The 20,170-nt window shown below is 65.0% G+C and carries 22 protein-coding genes; 10 read left to right on the plus strand and 12 right to left on the minus strand.

Annotation, left to right across the window (positions count from 1 at the left end; all coding sequences use genetic code 11):
• The 10 genes from Q0627_RS17790 to Q0627_RS17835 form a co-directional block, all read left to right on the plus strand.
• Nucleotides 1-1,138: carboxyl transferase domain-containing protein (locus tag Q0627_RS17790; RefSeq protein ID WP_298811749.1), on the plus strand; the 1,138-nt coding region annotated here is incomplete at its 5' end.
• Between the two features lie 32 nt (nucleotides 1,139-1,170).
• Complete coding sequence (locus Q0627_RS17795) at nucleotides 1,171-2,034, plus strand: ABC transporter permease (protein ID WP_291015814.1); 864 nt, start codon at nucleotides 1,171-1,173, stop codon at nucleotides 2,032-2,034.
• A gap of 15 nt (nucleotides 2,035-2,049) precedes the next feature.
• Nucleotides 2,050-3,261 carry an MCE family protein gene (locus Q0627_RS17800; RefSeq protein WP_291015815.1) on the plus strand — a complete coding sequence of 404 codons (1,212 nt, stop codon included), beginning with the start codon at nucleotides 2,050-2,052 and terminating at the stop codon, nucleotides 3,259-3,261.
• Nucleotides 3,261-4,325, plus strand: a complete 1,065-nt coding sequence (locus tag Q0627_RS17805) for an MCE family protein (protein WP_291015817.1) — start codon at nucleotides 3,261-3,263, stop codon at nucleotides 4,323-4,325. Before Q0627_RS17800 ends, Q0627_RS17805 begins: the two co-directional genes overlap by 1 nt.
• On the plus strand, nucleotides 4,322-5,554 hold the full coding sequence (locus tag Q0627_RS17810) for an MCE family protein (RefSeq protein ID WP_291015819.1): 1,233 nt from the start codon (nucleotides 4,322-4,324) through the stop codon (nucleotides 5,552-5,554). The genes Q0627_RS17805 and Q0627_RS17810 overlap by 4 nt, the downstream gene beginning before the upstream one ends.
• Nucleotides 5,555-5,647: 93 nt before the next feature.
• On the plus strand, nucleotides 5,648-6,964 hold the full coding sequence (locus tag Q0627_RS17815) for an MCE family protein (protein ID WP_291015821.1): 1,317 nt from the start codon (nucleotides 5,648-5,650) through the stop codon (nucleotides 6,962-6,964).
• Nucleotides 6,965-6,990: 26 nt separating this feature from the next.
• On the plus strand, nucleotides 6,991-8,322 hold the full coding sequence (locus Q0627_RS17820; RefSeq protein ID WP_298811753.1) for an MlaD family protein: 1,332 nt from the start codon (nucleotides 6,991-6,993) through the stop codon (nucleotides 8,320-8,322).
• The gene (locus tag Q0627_RS17825; RefSeq protein WP_298811755.1) at nucleotides 8,319-9,761 is read left to right on the plus strand and encodes an MCE family protein; all 1,443 of its coding nucleotides are present in this window, start codon (nucleotides 8,319-8,321) and stop codon (nucleotides 9,759-9,761) included. Before Q0627_RS17820 ends, Q0627_RS17825 begins: the two co-directional genes overlap by 4 nt.
• A 31-nt stretch (nucleotides 9,762-9,792) precedes the next feature.
• Nucleotides 9,793-10,329 carry a hypothetical protein gene (locus Q0627_RS17830; protein ID WP_298811757.1) on the plus strand — a complete coding sequence of 179 codons (537 nt, stop codon included), beginning with the start codon at nucleotides 9,793-9,795 and terminating at the stop codon, nucleotides 10,327-10,329.
• Complete coding sequence (locus Q0627_RS17835) at nucleotides 10,329-10,970, plus strand: hypothetical protein (RefSeq protein ID WP_291017155.1); 642 nt, start codon at nucleotides 10,329-10,331, stop codon at nucleotides 10,968-10,970. Before Q0627_RS17830 ends, Q0627_RS17835 begins: the two co-directional genes overlap by 1 nt.
• A gap of 4 nt (nucleotides 10,971-10,974) precedes the next feature.
• On the opposite strand, the gene Q0627_RS17840 is transcribed toward Q0627_RS17835, so the two are convergent.
• The 12 genes from Q0627_RS17840 to Q0627_RS17895 form a co-directional block, all read right to left on the minus strand.
• Entirely contained in the window at nucleotides 10,975-11,403 is a 429-nt protein-coding gene (locus tag Q0627_RS17840; protein ID WP_291017157.1) for a PaaI family thioesterase, read from the minus strand.
• A gap of 13 nt (nucleotides 11,404-11,416) precedes the next feature.
• Nucleotides 11,417-12,133, minus strand: coding sequence for a TetR/AcrR family transcriptional regulator (locus Q0627_RS17845; protein ID WP_291017159.1), 717 nt, complete (start codon nucleotides 12,131-12,133; stop codon nucleotides 11,417-11,419).
• 242 nt (nucleotides 12,134-12,375) lie between these two features.
• On the minus strand, nucleotides 12,376-12,567 hold the full coding sequence (locus tag Q0627_RS17850; protein WP_291017161.1) for a ferredoxin: 192 nt from the start codon (nucleotides 12,565-12,567) through the stop codon (nucleotides 12,376-12,378).
• A gap of 195 nt (nucleotides 12,568-12,762) precedes the next feature.
• Nucleotides 12,763-12,909 carry a DUF1059 domain-containing protein gene (locus tag Q0627_RS17855; protein WP_291017163.1) on the minus strand — a complete coding sequence of 49 codons (147 nt, stop codon included), beginning with the start codon at nucleotides 12,907-12,909 and terminating at the stop codon, nucleotides 12,763-12,765.
• A 77-nt stretch (nucleotides 12,910-12,986) separates the two neighbouring features.
• Entirely contained in the window at nucleotides 12,987-13,640 is a 654-nt protein-coding gene (locus tag Q0627_RS17860; RefSeq protein ID WP_298811761.1) for a hypothetical protein, read from the minus strand.
• A gap of 10 nt (nucleotides 13,641-13,650) precedes the next feature.
• Nucleotides 13,651-14,640: an MlaD family protein gene (locus Q0627_RS17865; RefSeq protein WP_291017167.1), complete on the minus strand. Its 990-nt coding sequence runs from the start codon at nucleotides 14,638-14,640 to the stop codon at nucleotides 13,651-13,653.
• Nucleotides 14,640-15,710: an MlaD family protein gene (locus Q0627_RS17870; RefSeq protein WP_291017168.1), complete on the minus strand. Its 1,071-nt coding sequence runs from the start codon at nucleotides 15,708-15,710 to the stop codon at nucleotides 14,640-14,642. The genes Q0627_RS17865 and Q0627_RS17870 overlap by 1 nt, the downstream gene beginning before the upstream one ends.
• Nucleotides 15,707-16,798 carry an MlaD family protein gene (locus tag Q0627_RS17875; RefSeq protein WP_298811763.1) on the minus strand — a complete coding sequence of 364 codons (1,092 nt, stop codon included), beginning with the start codon at nucleotides 16,796-16,798 and terminating at the stop codon, nucleotides 15,707-15,709. The genes Q0627_RS17870 and Q0627_RS17875 overlap by 4 nt, the downstream gene beginning before the upstream one ends.
• Before the next feature lie 2 nt (nucleotides 16,799-16,800).
• Nucleotides 16,801-17,775, minus strand: coding sequence for an MlaD family protein (locus Q0627_RS17880; RefSeq protein WP_291017172.1), 975 nt, complete (start codon nucleotides 17,773-17,775; stop codon nucleotides 16,801-16,803).
• Nucleotides 17,763-18,764, minus strand: coding sequence for an MlaD family protein (locus Q0627_RS17885; protein ID WP_291017173.1), 1,002 nt, complete (start codon nucleotides 18,762-18,764; stop codon nucleotides 17,763-17,765). Before Q0627_RS17885 ends, Q0627_RS17880 begins: the two co-directional genes overlap by 13 nt.
• A 5-nt stretch (nucleotides 18,765-18,769) precedes the next feature.
• The gene (locus Q0627_RS17890; RefSeq protein WP_291017174.1) at nucleotides 18,770-19,783 is read right to left on the minus strand and encodes an MlaD family protein; all 1,014 of its coding nucleotides are present in this window, start codon (nucleotides 19,781-19,783) and stop codon (nucleotides 18,770-18,772) included.
• Nucleotides 19,784-19,787: 4 nt separating this feature from the next.
• A partial coding sequence (locus Q0627_RS17895) for an ABC transporter permease (protein ID WP_298811766.1) occupies nucleotides 19,788-20,170 on the minus strand: 383 nt, incomplete at its 5' end.

Below are 20,170 nucleotides of genomic sequence, written 5' to 3' on the forward strand. Positions count from 1 at the left end.
CGCCGGGTTCCGGCCCACCGGCGATCACTACGGCCGCACCCCCACCGACCTGCTGATGCAGGCCCAGTGTTCGGGCAAGGTGCCGATCGTGACCGCGGTGCTCGGACCGTCGGCCGGGCATGGCGCGCTCGTGGCGCCGGTCTCGGACTTCCGGGTGATGAGCAGCCAGGGGGCGATCTTCACCGCGGGTCCGCCGGTGGTCCGCGCGTCGACCGGCGAGGAAGTGACCAAGGAAGACCTGGGCGGCCCGAGCGTGGCGATCCCGAGCGGGGTCATCCACAACCACTACGACGACGACCTGACCTGCCTGAATGAGGTGCGGCGCTACCTGTCGTACTTCCCGCCGAGCGCCTGGTCCTATCCGGTGCCCCGCCCGGACGACGAGGACGATCCGGAGGTGACCGGCCCGCGCGATTCGTCCGAACTGCTCGAGGTGGTCTCGCGCGACAACCGCCGCGTCTACGACATGCACGATGTTCTCGACGTAGTCCTCGACACTGACGACTGGATGGAGATCCAGCCCAAGTTCGGGCCCGCGGTCATCTGCGCGTTGGGGCATCTCGGCGGACATCCGGTGGCGGTGGTGGCCAATCAGCCGCAGGTGCTGGCCGGGTCGATCGACGCGGCCGCCGCGGACAAGGCGGCGCATTTCATCCAGGTCGCCGACTCGTTCCATCTGCCGCTGATCTTCCTCGCCGACAACCCGGGCATGCTTCCGGGCAGCAAGTCCGAACGCGAGGGTGTGCTGCTCGCGGGCGGCAAGATGTTCGCCGCGCAGACCACCGCGACCACCCTGAAACTGCACCTGACTTTGCGCAAGGCCTACGGTTTCGGGTCGATGGTGATGAGTCTGCTCGGTTTCGACAATCAGGTGGCCGCGTTCGCCTATCCTGGGGCCACCATGGGGGCGATGGGAGCGGGGGCGTTGAGTTCGGCGTCCGGGGCGGATGCGGATATGGCCAAGCAGTTGCGTGACATGGAACTGGCCGCGTCCTACTACTCGGCCGAGATGATGGGCTTCGATGAACTGATCGATCCCCGCGAGACACGTAACCAGTTGTTGTATGCTCTGCGCCGCGGGTTGTACGCTCGGCAGGCTGCTGCCGAGCCCGTACAGCGGACCGCGATCATGCCCTGACCCGAGGGCATGCACTGAGGAGAAAGCAAGCGATGACCGCCAGACCCGTACTCGCCGGTACCACCAGGGTGCCGGGGCTGCGCAAGCGCATCGGGCAGGCGAACGCGCGGTGGGAGAAGCTCGGCGAGCAGGCGCTGTACTACTTCGTCTCAGTTGCCAGCATCCCGCGGGCGGTCAAGCACTATCGCCGTGAGGTGCTGCGGGTGATCGCCGAGATCACCATGGGTACCGGCGCGCTGGCGGTGATCGGCGGAACCGTCGTGGTCGTCGGATTCCTGACCCTGTTCACCGGCGGCACCATCGCGGTCCAGGGCTACAGCTCGCTGGCCAACATCGGGGTCGAGGCGCTGACCGGCTTCTTCTCCGCCTACATCAATGTGCGCATCGCGATCCCGGTGATCTCCGGGATCGCGCTGGCCGCCACAGTGGGGGCGGGTACCACCGCACAGCTCGGCGCGATGCGGGTGTCCGAGGAGATCGACGCACTCGAAACCATGGCGATCCCGGCGATCCCATACCTGGTGGGCACCCGGATCCTGGCCGGCCTGGTCGCGATCATCCCGCTGTACGCGCTGGCGACGGTGGCCGCGTTCTTCTCCAGCCGGTTCGCCACCGTCTACATCTACGGACAGTCGTCCGGTGTGTACGACCACTACTTCACGACGTTTCTGGCGCCGAGTGATGTGATGTGGTCATTCGTGCAGGCCATAGCCATGGCTGTGGCCGTGATGCTGATCCACACCTATCACGGGTACAACGCCTCCGGCGGTCCGGTGGGCGTGGGTGTGGCAGTGGGCAATGCGGTCCGCGCATCGCTGGTGGCGGTGGTGCTGATCACCCTGCTGATGTCGCTTGCCATCTACGGCATCGACGGCAAGTTCAATCTGTCGGGGTAGGGGAAATCGGGGCCAATGCATTTCGGAAGTGAGTTCTCGGGGGGAGCCAAGAAGGCCGCAGCGGCTGCGCTGGTGTTCTTCGTGGTGGCCGCCGTCGTCCTGGCGATCATGCAGTTCCAGGCCGCGTTCACCCGCACCGTCGGTGTGACGGTGGTGGCCGATCGTGCCGGTCTGGTGATGAATCCCGAGGCGAAGGTGCAGCTGCGCGGGGTCCGGGTGGGTCGCGTCGCGTCGATCGACGAGGATCCTGCACACGGCAAGGTCACCCTGAAACTCGATATCGAAAGCGATCAGACCAAGTTCATCCCGGCCAATGTCACGGCGATGATCCGCTCCAACACCGTGTTCGGAGCCAAGTCGGTGGAATTGCAGACGCCCGACGATCCGTCGCCGCAGACGATCTCCTCGGGCGCGGTGATCGCCGGTGACCGGGTGGCGGTCGAACTCAACACCCTGTACCAGCGTCTGGTCGTGGTGCTCGCCGACCTCGAACCGGTGAAACTCAATGTGGTGCTGGGAACGTTGTCCAAGTCGCTGGAAGGCAAGGGAAACAAGCTCGGCGAGGGGCTCGCCGGTATGTCGCGCCTGTTGGGCGAGATGACCACCGGGCAGCGCGCGGCCACGCTGCGCAACGACATCAGCTCCGCCGGCCGGGTCCTGGACACCTACGCCGATGCCGCACCCGATCTGGTGCGCACCGTCGACAACCTGACCGTGCTCGGAAACACCCTGCGCGACAAGCAGTCCGATCTCGATGCGCTGCTGGTCAATCTCACCGGCATGGCGGACGCGGGCAACGACATCCTCGCCCCGAAGAAGGACAAGCTCATCACCACACTGTCCGATTTCACGCAGACCGCCACACTGTTCGGCGGCCTCGCACCTGGTGTGCAGTGCTTCTTCGAGCCGATCGCCCGCGTCGCGCTCGGTACCGCGATGGCACCCGGAGGCGTGTTCGGCACCGACACCGGATTCTTCAAGTTCAACGCGACCCTGCGGCCCAACAAGGACGCCTACCGCTTTCCCGACGACCTGCCCAAGACGGGTGCAGAGGGCGGGCCGACCTGCATGGCCGGGCTCTCGGACGTGAACCTGCGCACCCCGGCGCCGTTCTATGTCGCCGACACCTCCACCCGCCCCTATCAGCCGCGGACCAGCCCCCAGGTCAATCCGAAGCGACTGTTCCAGTTGATGTTCGGTGAGTACAACGGACCGGGACACAAGTGATGGCCACCGAAAGAGATCGCGTCTTCCGCGCCACCGCCCTCAAGCTCGGCGTCTTCGGCACCACCATGGTGCTGGTGTTCGCCGGCCTGGTGATCGTGTTCGGACAGTTCCGCGGCGGTTCGTCGGGTGACTATTCGGCGATCTTCACCAGCGCCTCGCGCCTGACATCCGGTTCCAAGGTGCGGATCGCGGGCGTCGAGGTGGGTCGCGTGCAGAGCGTCGAGGTGACCCGCGACCACCAGGCCAAGATCGGTTTCTCCGTCGATGACGCCTATGAGCTGCCCGCCGATGTGCGGGCGCTCATCCGGTACGAGAACCTCACCGGCGACCGCTATCTCGAACTGGAGCAGGGAGCCGGCGATTCGCAACCGACCCTCAAACACAATGCGACGATCCCGGTGGAGAACACCGAACCCGCGCTGAATCTCGACGTGTTGCTCGGCGGGTTCAAACCGTTGTTCCAGACGCTCAAACCCGACGAGGTGAATTCGCTCGCCGACAGCCTGATCAAGGTGTTCCAGGGTCAGGGCGCCACGATGGAATCGCTGCTCGGCGACACCGCGTCCTTCACCTCGGCCCTGGCCGACAAGGACAAACTGATCGGCGAGGTCATCGACAACCTCAACACCTCGCTGGGCACCTTCGCCGACAACAGCGAGGGTCTGGACACCTCGCTGGTGCAGATGCGGGAACTGGTCGACGGCCTCGCGCGTCAGCGCGGCACCATCGGGTCGTCGTTGCAGAGTACCTCGGAGCTGACCACCAGGCTCTCCGATGTGCTGGAGACCAACCGGCCGGCACTGCGTGACCTGGTGCCGGAGGTCCATCAGCTCTCGGACAACCTGCTGCGGTCGCAGGGGCAACTGAGCACCACGCTGCGACAGTTCCCGGATGCCTTCCGCCGGCTCAGCAATCTCGGCAGTTACGGTTCGTGGCTGCAGATCTGGCTGTGCCAGGTCAAGATCCTGTTCACGGGCCCCGACAACAAGACCGTGTACTGGACGGCGCTTGATTCCACCACCAACAAGAATCAGAACCCCGGGGGGAGGTGCCAGAAACGATGAGCGAGCAGAACGATCAGCAACAGCCGGCCGAACGCATACCGTTGCACAAACATTCGTCCAACGATGCCGCGGTGATCGCCTCCCGGCGCCTGCGGATGGGTGTGATCGGTGTCCTGGTCACCTCGATGGTGGTGCTCTCGGCGTTGCAGGTGGACAAGCTGCCGTTCCTCAGCAACGGGGCGGTCTACACGGCGCAACTCGCCGACGCCAGCGGCCTGCACTCGGGTGATTCGGTGGTCGTAGCCGGAGTTGCGGTCGGCAAGATCCGCTCCATCGCGTTGCGCGACAGCACCGGAAGCGACGGCAAGCCGCAGACCACCGCCGAGGTCACCTTCGATATGGCCGACGACATCATGATCGGCACGTCGTCCAAGGCGTCGGTACAGGCCGAAACCATCCTGGGCAGAAGGAATCTGACCATCACCCCGGCCGGCGACACCCGGCTGCGGCCCGGCGGCGACCTGCCCGTCGAGCAGACCACACCCGGCTACACCCTCACCGAGGCGCTGCAGGACACCGCCTCCACCATCGGCGATACCGACCTGGAAAAGGTCGACACCGCACTCGACTCACTGTCCGACGCGTTCGAGAACACCCCCGACGACCTGCGCAAAGCAGTCGACGGCATCAGCAGGCTCTCGCGCACCATCGCCTCGCGCGACGACCAGCTCGGCCAGGTGCTCGGCCGCGCCGAGGAGGTCACCGCGATCGTCGGCAAACGCAGCGGCGACATCACCACGCTTCTGGCCCAGGCCAATTCGCTGTTCGGTGAGCTGCAGCGACGCAACCAGGCCATCGAGACCCTGCTGACCGGGATCAAGGACGTCTCGATACAGCTGCGGGGATTCATCGACGAGAACGGCGACAAGCTCGCCCCCGCCCTGCGCAGGCTCGATGACGTCGTCAAGGTGCTTCAGGAGGACAAGAAGTATCTTGCCGATGGTATCGACCGACTCGGGCCCTACGCCAACTCGCTCGGTGAGGCGGTCTCGAGCGCCCCGTACTTCCAGGCGCTGGCCCAGTTCCCGTCGTCGGGCGACATCACGAACATCTTCATCAAGCTGTTCAAGCAGAAGTATCCGCAGGCATGGCAGGCGCTACTCCGGTACAACCCGATCGACCCGAAGAAGTTCGAGTTGAGGCCCGAGTACGACGTCAAGAACGACCCGCGCGACGCGCCGATCGCCACCTTCATGCCGCCCACGTCGTTCACCCCGGGACCGCCCTGACATGCGGCCATCAGCAAGCACATTCGCGATTTCGGGCATATTCGGGATCTCAAGCACGGACACAGCACCCGGCAGGGGAGAGGGACGGACATCATGAGCGGATCGAGCGGTATCGCCGCCGGTGTGCGATCGGTGCCCCGTGGTGTCTGGATCGCGATCGTGGCCGTGATCACGATCGGTGTGGCGTTCGTCGTCGGCGGCAAGATCATCAACAATCTGCGCTACAACAACTACACGGCCTACTTCAAGGCCACCTCGGGCCTGTTCGTGGGCGACCCGGTGAAGATCATCGGCGTCGACGTGGGCAAGGTCAGTTCCATCTCGCCCCGCTCCGGGGACGTGCGGGTGAAGTTCACCGTCGACAGCTCTCGCAAACTGCCCGCGGACGCGAGCGCCTACATCGTCGCCGACAGCCTGGTCGGTGGCCGGTTCATCCAGGTGACACCGGTCTACCAGGGCGGCCAGAAACTCGCCGACGGCGCTCAGATCCCCATGGAACGCACCGCGATTCCCGTCGAATGGGATCAGATCAAGACCGAACTCGACAAACTGACCAACAATCTCGGACCCACCGGGGACAAGGGAACCGGGGACAAGGGATCTCTGGGGCGCGTCGTTGACACCCTGGGCCGCAATCTCGACGGCACGGGCGCCGATCTGAACCGGGCGCTCAAGGAATTGTCCACGGTGACAACCACATTGGCCGACAATCGGAGCGATCTGTTTGCCACGGTACGTAATCTGCAGACGCTGACCACCGCGCTGTCATCGGTGGATGATCAGATGATGCAGTTCAACGGACGCATCGCCTCGGTGTCCAAGCTGCTCGCCCGCAACACCGGAAAGCTCGACGGTGCCCTCACCGAGGTGGATTCGGTGCTGGGCGAGGTGAATACCTTCCTGGACGACAACACCTCGGCGCTGAGCACATCGGTGGCGCGTCTGTCCGATGTCACCGGGGTGCTCTCGCAGAAGGACGAACAGATTCGGGGCCTGCTGCATTCCGGACCGCACCAGCTGGTCAACTTCTACAACATCTACAACCCGCTGACCGGTTCGCTGACCGGCGCGTTCGCGCTCGGTAACGGCGGCAGCCTGATCAACTTCCTGTGCCAGGCCATCGAGGGTTCGGACCTCAAGGGTAATCCGGCGCAGGCCGACGCCGCCGAATGTGTCGAGGTCCTCGGGCCGATGCTGGCGTCGATCGCCGTCAACTATCCGCCGTTCCTGTTCAATCCGATGACCGGTATGTCGGCCACCCAGGACCAGCTGATCTACCAGAACGCGGACGTGAAACGGCGCGCGCAGGCCCGGCAGGACGACATCGACGCCGCCAATCGCCGGGAGAACCCCGGCAAGGACACCAATTCGCTGACTTCGCTTCTCGTTCCGTTCGGTGGTGGACGATGACGGGGTCGATGATGAGGTGGCCGGTGATGAGGCGCGCAGGGGGTAAGTCCGCACCGCGGATGCTGATGGCGGTTGGCGTGGCCGCGACGCTGCTCGTGTCTGCGGGGTGCTCCTTCGACGGCGTGCAGAACATGTCGGTGCCGGGCGTCGCGGGCACCCAGGACGGCTCGTACACGCTGACCGCGGTCATGCCGACCGCCGGCAACGTCACCGTCAATGCCCCGGTGATGATGAATGACGCGACCGTCGGGTCGATCGGCTCACTGCGCGTGAAGAATTGGCAGGCCGAACTGACATTGCGCCTGCGTCCGGGCATCAAGGTGCCGGCCGGATCGTATGCGCGCGTCGGCTACACCAGCGTGCTCGGCTCGATGCATGTGGCGATCGTGCCGCCCGAACACGAGCGCGGCGGCTACCTGCGGCCAGGTGATCGGCTGTCGGCGCAGGACTGCCCCGACCAGCCGACGATGACTGCGCCCGAATCCGGTGGCGAACCGAATGTGACTGTTGCCCAACAGATCAGAAAATGCACGGTACCGAGTACCGAGCAGGTCCTCAGCTCGCTGTCGGTGGTGCTCAACGGCGGCGGCCTGTCGCAGGTGGGTTCGGTCGTCGACGAGTTGAACAAGGTCTTCCTCGGCCGCGCCGACGAACTGTCTCACCTGTTGCCGCGGGCGGCGACGATGATGGAGGTCCTCGACGACCAACGCGGCGCGCTGGTCACCGCGCTAGACGGGATGAACCGGCTCACCGGTACCTTCAACGCACAGCAGCCCACCATCGAGAAGGCCCTGACCGACGGCCCCAAGATCCTGCGCATGCTCAACGAGGAACGTCCCGAACTGGTGAACGCGCTGGCCTCGGTCGACAAGCTGAGCAGGACCACCAACAGCGTGCTGCGGGCGAGTTCCGGCGATATCTCCACCACGCTCACCGAACTCGAGAAGTTCATCGAACAACTCGTGCTCAGCGGACCGAACTTCGTCAATTCGTTCGGCTTCCTGATGACCTTCCCGTTCCCCGCCGGTCAGGTGCCGCAATTCGTGCGCGGCGACTATCTCAACGGCGCGATCTATCTTGACCTGACGTTCAAGCGGCTGTCGCGGAACTTCGCCAAGACGATGACCAACCCGGAGAGCCTCGCCGGCAGACAGGCCGGCCGGGCGAGGGTCGGCGCCGATCCGTTCACCGCGCCGCTGCGGGATCAGAACGACCCGGACCAGCAGAGTACCGCCAAAAAGAAGCCGACCGCCCATAAGAAGACGGCCGAGAACAAGACGACCCAGAAGTCGGGTCAGAAGCAGTCCGGCAGGGCGTCGGCGACGAGTTCGGCTACACCGACCGGGGGACCGCGATGAACATCACCCGCAAGGTCAAGCTGCAGTTGCTCGCATTCGCGACAGTGGGAACGGTGGCGCTGCTCATCGTGGCCATCAGCTATCTGGCGATTCCCGCGATGCTGGGCATCGGTAAATATACGGTGACGCTCAATCTGGCGGCCAGCGGTGGTCTGTACAAGAATTCGAACGTCACCTATCGGGGCGTCACCGTCGGGCGGGTCGACGAGGTCAGACTCACCCCGGACGGCGTCACGGCCTCCTTGATCATCGATGATTCGGCTCGCATCCCCAAGAATCTGACACCCACGGTGCGCAGTGCCTCGGCGATCGGTGAGCAGTATGTGGATTTCGCCCTGCCGCAGGATGATTCGGAGAGCAACGGCAAGGCTCCGACAGTGGGATCGGCCGGGATGCTGCGCGATGGTTCGGTGGTGACCGGCGAGATCACCGTCCCCATCAGCGGGGTGATCGACCGCGCAGACGAGATGCTGGCCCAGATTCAGGACGGCAGCCTGCGCACCGTCGTCACCGAGGCCTTCGCCGCGTTCGACGGCCGCACCGAGGACGTGCAGCGATTCATCGACTCGGTGACACTGTTCCTCGCCGAGGCCAACAAGAACAGCGATGCGATCGTCAAACTGATCGACTCGGCCGAACCGGTGTTGGCCTCGCAGGACAACACCCGTACCGAGATCGCCTCGTGGACCCGGGACCTGACGACCGTCACCGACCAGTTGCGCGCCAATAGACCCGAACTCACCGGCATTCTCGACAAGGCACCCGCGGCCGCCGACAAAGGCAGGCAGCTGTTCGAGTCGCTCAAGCCGACGCTGCCGCTGCTCATCGACAATCTGTCGGTGACCGCCAAAACGCTTGCGGTGTACCACGCCAACCTCAACCAGATCGTCGTGATCTACCCGCGGCTGATCGCCGGACTGATCAGTGCGATGAACACCGAGGATTCCGACAAGGGCGCCAACGTGGACTTCGTGGCGTCGTTCCAGGATCCGCCGCCGTGCACGGTCGGGTTCTATCCGCTGGAGAAGCGGCGCAGCCCGGGTGACCAGACGGTCAAGGACTACCCGTCCGGAATGCTGTGCCGGGTGGCCCACGACAGTCCGCTCGCCGTGCGCGGCGCCCGCAACTATCCGTGCGTCGAGTACCCGGGACGTCGTGCCCCGACCCCAGCCGAATGCCGCACCGGCTACAAGCCGCTCGACAAGAAGAGCCTGCCGCTGCCCAACGGGGTTCCGGGCCTGGTGCCCAAACCCGCGTCGAATTCGGGGTACAGGGCAGACTGGTTCCGGCCAATCAGAGTTCCGTCGACACGACACCGTCGGTCTATGCCACCAACTACGACCCGCGGAGCGGTGAGTACACGGGCCCCGACGGCAAGGTTTACCGGGTCGATACGGCGAGCAGCAAGGGGGAGGTCGCCACGCAGTGGGAGCAGCTGATCACCTCGACCTTGAAGTGAGCGACCCTGAAGTGATCGACCCTGAAGTGCGGAGAACCGGCGCGAAAAGGGCCGGGGTGCACTCGGCGCCCAAGGTCGCCGTGGCCTGCTGGGCAGTCGCGGCGGTGGTGATCCTCGCACTGGCCACCACACTCGTGGTGCTGTTGTCCACTGAGGGTTCGTCGGGGTCGGACGAGACCGACCGTGTGCGCTTCACCCAATACGCGGCCACGATGATCACCGAACTGACCACCCTCAACCGCGACAACGTCGACAGGGTGACCGCGCAGCTGAAGGCGGCCGGTGCGGGCACAGCACTGGGTGCTGACGACGAATCACTCGACCAGATCGTGGAACTGGTCAAGACACAGAACGTCACCACCACCGGAAAGGTCGTGCGGACCGCGGTATCGAAGCTCAGCGACTCGTCGGCGACCATTCTTCTCGTATCCGGCTGGCGGATGGAAAGCCCCGGTTCGCAGCCGCAGGTCAAGTCGTTCCGGTGGCGCGTGCGCGTCGACAAGCGCGAGGGCAAGATGGCGCTCGGCAAGATCGACTGGGTGGTGTGATGGCCGACGTCCCCGAATCCGATTCGGCACCGAAGCCGCAGCCGTCCGCCCGCGAAGTCCGCGTGGTGCGGCGCGCACGGCCGCGGCCGTCGATCACCGTGCGGCACATGGCGGCCGCGGCCGCGGCGGTCCTGATCATCGCACTGACCGTTGCCGTGGTCCTCGTCGCCTCCGGCCGTCGCGACGGCGGTCAGGTCGCCGACGCCCGGCATGATGCCGTCGCCAAAGGCCGTGAGGTGGTGGAGCTGATGTTCACCTATTCACCGAAGACGGTGCGCACCAACGTCGACAAGGTCAAGCCGATGCTGACCGGCAATGCGGCAAAGCAATTCGATTCGGTACTCACCGATGATCAGATGGTGTACATCGTCGACAAGAACGACGTGACCTCCACGGTTTCCATCGCCGACGCCGGAGTTGTTGAGGCACACAAGGATTCGGCGACAATCCTGTTGTTCGTGGATCAGACGGTCTCGCGAAAAGGCGCCGACGCCACGACGGTGGTACCCAGCCGCATCGAAATGGACCTGACCAAACACGAAGGCGGGTGGAAGGTTTCGGAGCTGTCGCTGATCTCCGACGACAGCATCAGCAAGGCGATCATGCCGAGTTCGGCCGCACCCTCCAAACCTTCGGGGTAGTCGGCTACACGGTGTTGAGGTCGGACTTGGTGACACCGGCGGGCGGGTCCATGATGGCGAAGTTGGCCGTGGCGACAGTGGCCAGCTTGCCGGAGGGCTCCTCGGTGACGGTGATGTCGATGACGGCCGACCGTCGGCCGCTATGCACGACCCGCGCCGTGCCGCGGGCGAAACCCTCACGGACGCCGCGGATGTAGCGGATGTTCATATCCGAGGTGACCACCAGTTTGCGGCCGGTGAGGCTGCCGATCACGGCCCGGCCCGCGACGGTGTCGACGAGGGTAGCGATGAATCCGCCCTGAATGGCACCGGCGTGATTGGTGATGTGCGGGGCCACCGGCAATTCGACCACCACGGAACCGTTCTCGTCGGTCCATTCCCGGAAACCGAGGAGAGTGAACAGATCGTAGATCGATTCGACGGTGTCGGTCATGACTCGGTGTCCCTCATGACACCGCCGCACGGTCGGCGATGAGCCGGGCGGTGTTGTCGAGGATGCAGCCCAGCACGTATTCGAAGTTGTGGTCGTTGGGGGCGCCCGCCACCCAGCCACGGGACTCGGCCTCGGCCAGCCGCGGGGTGTCCTCGGGTGTGATGACCAGGTTCTCGTAGTAGGCGACCGTTCCCGAATCCTCGGCCTTGCTGCGCTGGTAGAGCCGTTCGAGGACGATCGAGCCGCGCAGGTGCAGCTGAACGGCCGAATAGCTGTCGTAGGCGTCTTCGAGCGAGAGGCCCTCGGCCATCAGCAGGGCGACGATGCGCTCGATCTCCTTGGCGCCCATCGCGCCGGCCTTGGTGCTCATCGTCGACCGGATGAGCAGCAGGTCGCACAGGATCGGGTTGGCCAGGAAGGCCTGCCGGGTGGCGTGCGCGTAGTGATGCAGTTGGCTGCGCCAGTCGTCGCCGGTGGCCTTCATCGCGGCCGGGAGGTGATAGCGGGTGATGGCCCGGTCGGTCATCGCGTTGAGGAGATCGTCCTTCTTGCGGAAGTACCAGTAGATGCTGGTGACCCCGACGCCGAGGTGTTTGCCGAGCATGGGCATGCTCAGGTTGTCGATCGAGACCTCTTCGGCGAGTTCGAACGCGCCGTTGATGATTTCCTCGGGGTCGATCGACCCGCGCTCGCGGCGCTTGCGCTTGGGCGCGGTTTCCTGACCTGCCATGGTCGGGCCACCTCCTGTGGTGAGTGGTCGGTCCCGGTGCGGGACTGCGTGGACTGTAGGAACTGCGGGGGGTGTGTGGTTCGCACGGTGCGATACCGAATCGCGGCTTGTCAATTGTGCCGTTTCGGTGGGGCCAACCGCAATGTCAACAGTAGTGGTGTTGGTCATGCTTGCGGGCGTATTCGGCAGCCTTGTACGTCCTGAATTTCCGCGCGTGTTCGGCCTTCGAGTTGCGTGCTCGTTCAGGCTTCGATACTCAGGGCCGCCGACGGGCAGCCGTTGACGGCGTCCCTGAGCGCGGCCTCGTCGGCATCGCCGATGGCGTCGGTGTGGATGTGGACGTAGCCCTCGTCGAGGACCTCGAAGACGTCGAGGACGATGGACTCGCAGATGCCGTGACCGACACAGCGGTCACGGTCGACGATGATGCGCATACGGGCCCCCTCGGGCAGGTTGGACTCACTTACCGTAAGGACAACGGTAACCCCTCCCGTGAAGGTCGTCAACCTGCACCCGGGTAGCGTCATGCACCAGTTGTACGGGTATGAGCAGACGACGGCAGGCACCCCGAGATGGGATGCCTGCCGTCGTCCGGACCGGAGAATCCCCGGCCCGTCATGCTGTCGCCGTCAGTAGGAGATGAACAGGATCTCGTCCCGCGAATACTGGTGGTCGGGGTGTTCGGCGGCCAGGTGGGCCTGCACCTTCTCCACCAACTCGTCGTCGGTCTCCTCCCTGAACATCTCCCCACACGGGCATGTCAGTCTGCGAGCCATGGCTGCCTCTCCTCTGCGATCATCTGCCGAACCTGTGTTATCCATTGAACACCCGGACGTGATCGGGCACACATTCCCTATTTGGGCACGATGCTCTGCAGCCCACCGACGTCGGTGATCAGCCAGTCCCGGTTGCTGTCGATGGTGATGCTGTAGGTGACCGTCGTGGTCGCACCGCTGGGTGCTTGCGTACTCGTCGAGCTGACGTTGACGAACGCGTCCACCTTGTAGACGCCGTCGCTGACGGACTTGGTGACCGCGGTGATCGGCTCGGCCGTAGACTTCCAGCCCAGCGGCGCCAGGATCTGTTTGAGCGAGGACGAGGTGGCGTCGAACTTGGCGGCGAGTTCGGGTGTGGTGCCCTTCTTGAGGGTGGTGAACCACTCGTCGAGCTTCTGGTAATCGGTGGTCGCCGCGCCCACCGCGTAGTCCAGGTCGATCTGCTCGGCACGCTTCTCGTTCGCGGCGCGATCGTCGCGGTCGGAAACCTCCGAGCGTGCGCCGGCCCAGAGCAGGGCGAACGTGATCGTGGTTGCGGCCAACACGATCAGCGCGGCACCGACCGCGAGGGAACGCACGGACAGCGAAATCTGGCGTGGGCCACCACCAGTGACCGGTGCTGAATCAGCCGCAGGAGAAGCGGTCTTCGCCGAATTCTCCGAATCGTCGCTCAGTTTCTTTGTACCGGTCTCTATTTCGGATTCGGCGCTGTCGTCTGTCGGTGTGCTCACGGGCGGAGCCTCACTTTCCGGGTGGTATCACGTCGAGTTGCAGGCGCATGACGCCGTCGGCACCGACGGTACCCAATGCCTGCGTGAGCAACTCGCCGATGTCCAGGCGTGCCAGCGCCGTCGAGGACTGGTCGACCAGCGGCTGCAGAGCCGGACCCAGCGGTTTCAGGCCGGGCCCGATCTTCACCAGGACGTCGTTCATCTTGTAGAGGAACGGGATCATGCCGGTCGGACCGGTGTATTCGGCCGGATCGCGCTGCTCGGCGAGTGTGGCCAGTTCACCGGACATCTTCGAGATGATGCCGGTGCCCAGCGACTCCCATGACGGTCCGCCGTCGCGCAGTGCGGGACCGAGCCAGGCCAGGTCACCGCCGAGCCGCTGGATACTCGTCAAGAGCGTCTTGAGGTCTGGGTTCTTCGCGATGAGCGTCTGTGCGAGCAGCCGCGCCGACCGCTGCAACTGCGGCATGACGGTCTCGGTGCCCTCCAGGCCCTGACGCAGGGTTGCCACCAGGCTCGAGATGGCGTCGGGATCGAACTGTTCGAGCAGCGTGACGGCCTTGCCCGCGGTGTCCGAGATGGTGACCGGGGTGAAGCTCTCGTGGGTGTCGACGCGCTGTCCGTCGCGCAGATACGGACCGCCCGCCGAGTTGGGCCGGAAGATCATGTACGGCTCGCTGAGTGCCGACAGATTCTCCACGCTCATCACGCTGTCGGCCGGGATGGGCTTGTCGTCATCGACGCGGATGACGGCCTCGACGCCGCCGTCGTGACCGATCCGCAGATCGGTCACCTTGCCGACCTCGTTACCCACCACCAGCACAGGCGAATTGACCTCGATGCCGCCCGACCCCGACATCGCGACGGTGATGGTGCGGTAGTCCTTGAACGGTTCCACCCGCAGCACCGACACCAGGATGTAGACGATGCCGACGATGAGCACGGCCACGATCGCGCCAAGTGACAGGGCCGACGCCGGGATCTTCCGCTTGCGTGCCATCACCGCACCAGCCCGATCATCCGCATCATCTGTACCACCAGCTGCGACTGCGCATCACCGGTGAACGTCTGTCCATTGACCGTCAGCTTGGTGAGGTCCACCTTGGCGCCCGATGTCGACCACGGGATCAGGTCCTTGCTGATCAGGTCGATCAGCCGGCTCATGTTGTGCGGGTTGGTGGTGTCGAGCGGCCGCGCCCCGAACAGCACCGGCACCACCGCCGAGATCGCCTCGTTCGACGCGCCCATCAACGGCGCCAGCCACTTTCCGGGCGGTGCCACCTTGCCGAGGTCGGTCAGGATGTACACCATGTTCAGGATGGACGTCATCGATGACGTGGTGCGCTCGACGCCGGCCTCGGTGAGCAGCGGCGCGAGCTGATCACGCTGATCGATGACGGCCTGCGTGGTGTCGCCGAGCCCGTCGAGCAACGAGTCCAGCGAGCCCTGATGGCCGGCGAGATCCTTGAGATCCTTGCCGATGACGTCGAAAACCTTTGCCGTGCGCGTCAAGTCGTCGGGGAAGGCCTTGTTGACCTCGCGCACCGTGCTGATGAGGTTGGTGAAGGTGCCGTTGCCGGTGGCCGTGGCCAGCTGCGACAGGGTGTCCTCGATCTGCGGGGCCTGTGAGGTCTGCGTCAGTGGGATCGTCGAGCCACCGTGCAATACGCCGTCCGACGTGGCGTCGGTGGTGGTGAGCGCGATGTGCACATCGGACAGAGGGGCGGACTGGCGCAGCATCGCTGTCGTCGTGGTGGGCAGCGCGACGTCGGAGTCGATGTTCACGTCGGCGACCACGAATCCCTGGTCGTCGGTGGTGAGTTTGGCGAGCCGGCCGACGGGCACGCCGTCGGCGACCACCTGTGCGCCGTCGGGCAGGTTGAGGACGTTGGCGAACTGGATGTGCACCTGATAGGTGTTGCCGCCGGCGCCGCCGCCGGGGGTGGGCAGGCTGGATGCGTCGAAATCGCAGGCGGTGGCACTTAGCGACACCATCACAGCCACGCCGAGTACTGCTACCGCACGGCGTGCCCGAGAACTGTTGCTGGACAAGGTGATCGATGTTCTCATCGGGCTCCTCCGGTGAGCAGTCCAGGCAGCAGGCCCGCCAGCGGACCCGCATCGGTGCATCCGGAACCCTTGCGGCCCAGCACAGTACACAACTGCTTCGATGAGAGTGTGGGCAGCGCAGCGGGTTTCGCTGAGTAGCGCAGGGTGAACCGCTTGGTCCGCGGGTCGATCGAGTTGCTGAACGCGCCGGCGATCACCGGTAGCCGGTCGATCATCTCGGTCACACCCGTGACGCCCGCGGAGATCTGGGCGGGCAGATTGTCCATGCTCTGCACATGGTTGATGAAGTCGGCGCCGAAGAGCATCGCGAGGTCGTTGAGCTGCGGCACCACATAGCGCAGGCGTTGCAGGATCTCGGCGGCGGGGACGGTCATGTTCTCGTTCACCGAATCGATCGTCGGTTCCAGCCGGGTCAGGAACGACTTGATGTCGGCCCAGTGATCGGCGGTCGGTTCGGTGATGCCTGAAAGATTTGTGATCATCTCGCCGAGGCGGGCGATCGCGGCGTCGGGAGATTTCAGTGCCGAGCCGAGCTGGGTGATGACGGCATTGATGTCCTCGCCGGTGCCGTCGAGTGAAGCGGACAGGCCCTTGAGGCCGCGGGAGATGTCCTTGGCCTCGGCGGGTGTCATGCTGCCGTTCATCTCGTCGGCAAGCTTCGACAGTGCGGCGAAGGTCTGGGTGATCGACTGTGGGGTCAGCGTCTTGGTGATGCACTTATGCGAATCCCAGGTTGGCGCACCGGGTTCGGGTTCGGCGCCGATGAGGGCGAGCCTGCGGTCGGCGATAAGTGTGTGTGAGAGCGTGGTCGCCCCGACATCGGCGGGCAGTCTGCGATCTTTGCGGATCTCGAACATCACCTTGGCCTGCGTGCCTTCGGTGCTGATGGTGGTGACCTTGCCGACCGGAACGCCGAACGAGGTGACCGCGCTGTCGCGGAACAGGCCGATCGAGTCAGGCATCAGGGCGCAATACGAACGGGTGTCGGAGTCCGCGGAGCATGAGCGGTAGGCCAGGGCCGCAACCGCGGCGACGATCACCAGCACCGCGACGATCAGCTTGCGGCGGGAGGCGAGGATTGTCTTCACCGTCAGCACCCCTTCTCCGGGGTCGGGACACAGATCGAGATGGGTTCACGCTTTTCGCCCGTCGCGGTGCGCAGTTTGTCGCCGATCTGTTTGATCGAGCCCACCAGCTCACCCCATTTGTTCAACAATTCACCGAGCGGTTTCTGCGCTTTCGCCAGCTCGATCGCCATCGGGCGCAGCGTCGAGTTGTAGTGCTTGCCCAGCGGTGTCAGCGCCGCCAGGATGGTGGCGACAGAGCTCAGCGCCTTGCCGGTGACACCCATCTTGGCCTCCGCCAGATCCTCCAGGAAATTCCACGAATCGATGATCTGGCGGAACGCGCTCTTGGTGTCCTCGATCGCGCCCACGTATTCGTCGGCCATCTTCAGGGTGCGTGAGACGTCGGCGTTCTGCTTGTCGAGGATCTCCACAATCGAATCAACTGCGGCGACAGCACGTTTGAGCGACTCCGGATTGTCGGCGGTGGCCTTCCCGAGGGTCTTCATCGTTTTGCGCAGGGTTTCGCCCTCGATAGCGTTGACCGGTTCGATGGCGTCCTGAAAGATCTCCGGCAGGCTGTAGGGCAGGATCACCCGGGCGGCCGGAATCGTCGCCTTGCCCAGCGGAGTACTGCCCGCGGGCTGCAATGCGACGTAATGCCCGCCGACGACGGTCAGCATCCGCACCGACAGCGAGGTCTCCGACCCCACGAAGACATCGTCCTCGACGGTGAACTTGATGCTCGCGTGGTCGGGATGCAGCGCCACCTCGGTGACCTTGCCGACGCTGATACCGGCGAGCCGGACGTCGTCGCCCTTCTTGACCGAGCCCGCATCCGACACGTCGGCCCGGTATTCGGTGGAGTCCAGATCGATCACCGAGATCGCACCGATGACACCGAGAATGATCGCGAGCACCGCGAAACCGATCAGCCCCCACTGCCGGTCGGAGAAGAGCGGGCCGTTCCCCTTGTTCTTCTTTCTGATCAGGCCTGGCACAGTGTGATCCTCTGCTTGCCCAGCAGCACGGTGAGTGCGGCCGGCGGGGTGGCGGCGCCCTTGGAGCACGTGAACCTGCCCGCCTCCGGGGTGACCGCGGCCAGGAACTGCAGGAATCCGGGCAGCCGGTTCAGCGATGCGATGGTTTCCTCCGGGCTGGGGAAGGCCTGCGCGAAGAGGCGGTCGATGTCGGGGTTGGGGTCGCCGGTGAGGCCGAGCACCTTGAGCATGTTCTCCAGCGGGAACAGGATCGGCGGGATCTCGTCGGCGAACTGCGCCAGCAGCGGCACTTTGTCTTTGAGCTGCAGGAACAGGATGGTCAGCTGCTTGATCAGCGCCATCGCATTGCCGGAGCCGCCGCCGATCTGGTCGGAGACCCGCGACAGATTGCGCACCAGCACCGAGATGACCTGCTGCCGGTCGACCGCGTAGTCGCTGAGCTGTTCGATCGCGGCCAGCGCCGGTCCGATGCCGTTGCCGGTGCCCTCCAGGACTGCGTACAGGCTGCCGGTGAACTTGTTGAGCTCCTCCGGGGACAGTTGCCGCAGTACGGGTTCGAGACCGTTGAACAGCGTCGTCACATCGAATGACGGCACGGTGCGGCCGGTATCGATGGTGGAGCCGGGGGCGCGCAGATCGGCCTTCTGCGTTGCGGTCAGCGACGACTGCTGGATGTCGATGTAGCGCTGGCCCGTCAGGTTCTGGTACCGGATGGCGAACTTGGCGTCCTTGGCGACACGGTGGTTCTTGAGCAGATCGAAGGTGACCTTGGCGTCGTTGCCCTTGAGGGAGATGCCGGTGACCTTGCCGACGCTCACCCCGAACTCGCGGATGTCGTTGCCCACCCGCAGCCCGTTGGCGTCGGTGAACAGCGCGGTATATCCGGTCACATCACCCCGGATCGGCTTCTCGATGGTCCGCAGCACGCCGACGAGGATGACGGCCATGACCGCGGCGAACACACCGATCTTGATCAGCAGCGAAGGCATGCTTTTCACCGGCCACCCCCTGCGGTCGGGTTGAGTGTCAGAGCCAGCCGCAGGACCGGTTCGGCAGGCGATCCGCCGAATGTCCCGGAGATGCGGGTCAGCAGCTTGGCCAGCTGTGCCTCCGTCGTCTGCGGTGCGGGCACGGCCGTGGCCACCGCGTTGAGCAGCGGTACCGGGAGCGCGGCGAGGCCGGCGTAGTCGGGCTGAAGCGTTTCGAGCAGATTGGCCAGGCCCGGGATCACGTTCTTGGCCAGCACTGCCACCGTCGCGTCGAACCGGGCCTGCTTCTCGGGGATCTCCAGGTACGGATGGTCGTGCACCATGCGCAGCAGGATCAGTCCGCCGTCGAGGGTGGACGGGAATCCCGACAGCGCCGAACCGAAGTCCCGCAGGATCGGCGAATACGGCATCTTCTGGGTGTCGGCGACGGTCTCGACGGTGGTGACCAGCGCCTTCATCAACGGCGAGAACGCCTTCGCGTCCTGGGCCACCTTCTTGACCAGGTCGGCGAGATCGGGGGTCAGGACGTCACCGCTGAGTCTGCCCAGGGACAGCAGCATCGTGGAGACGGTGGCGTCGTGGACGCGGTCGCCGTGTTCGCCGGTCAGATCGACGGTGGTTCCCGAACGCAGCGGCGCACCGCCCTCCTGCGCGTGCAGACCGATCTGGGTGATGCCGAACAGATTGGCCGGGGAGTAGTCGATCGACAGGGCGTCGGTGAGCCCGGTCAGCGAGGGATCGTCGAGGTGGACCTTGATCGCCTGACCGCTGTCGGTGCGCGTCACCGAGTCGACCTTGCCGACGACCACGCCGCCGCGCCGCACCTCGGTGCCCTTGGTGACGCCGTCGCCGACGTCGTCGGTGAGCAGGGTGACGGCGATCTGCTTGTCGTCCAGACCCCCGGACGGGATGATCCGCCAGGCGACGACGGCGAGCACGGCCGCGACGATGGCGCCGATCGCGACGATACGGGCGGTGTGCGTGTGGGTGGTGACCCCGGCGAGTGCGTGTCTGGCCATGTCGCTACCCCGAGAACCTGATCGGTGATTGCAGTCCCCACAGCACCAGCGTCATCACCATGTCGAGGGCGATGATGCCGACGAGGCTGGCGCGGATCGCCCGGCCGGATGCGATGCCCACGCCCTCGGGACCGCCGGAGGCGAAGAAGCCCTGGTAGCAGTGGATCAGGATGATCGCGACGGTGAACACCAGGATCTTGATGATCGAGGCGACGATGTCCCAGCCGAGGACGAACTGGGTGAAGTAGTGGTCGTAGACGCCGCCCGGCTCACCGTGCAGGGTCGTCACCACCATCCGCGTCGACAGGTAGCCGACGACGAGGGCGATCACATACGTCGGGATCATCGACACCACGCCGGCGATGACGCGGGTGGTGACCACGAAAC

Source organism: uncultured Gordonia sp. (assembly GCF_937858515.1).
Taxonomy (GTDB): Bacteria; Actinomycetota; Actinomycetes; order Mycobacteriales; family Mycobacteriaceae; genus Gordonia.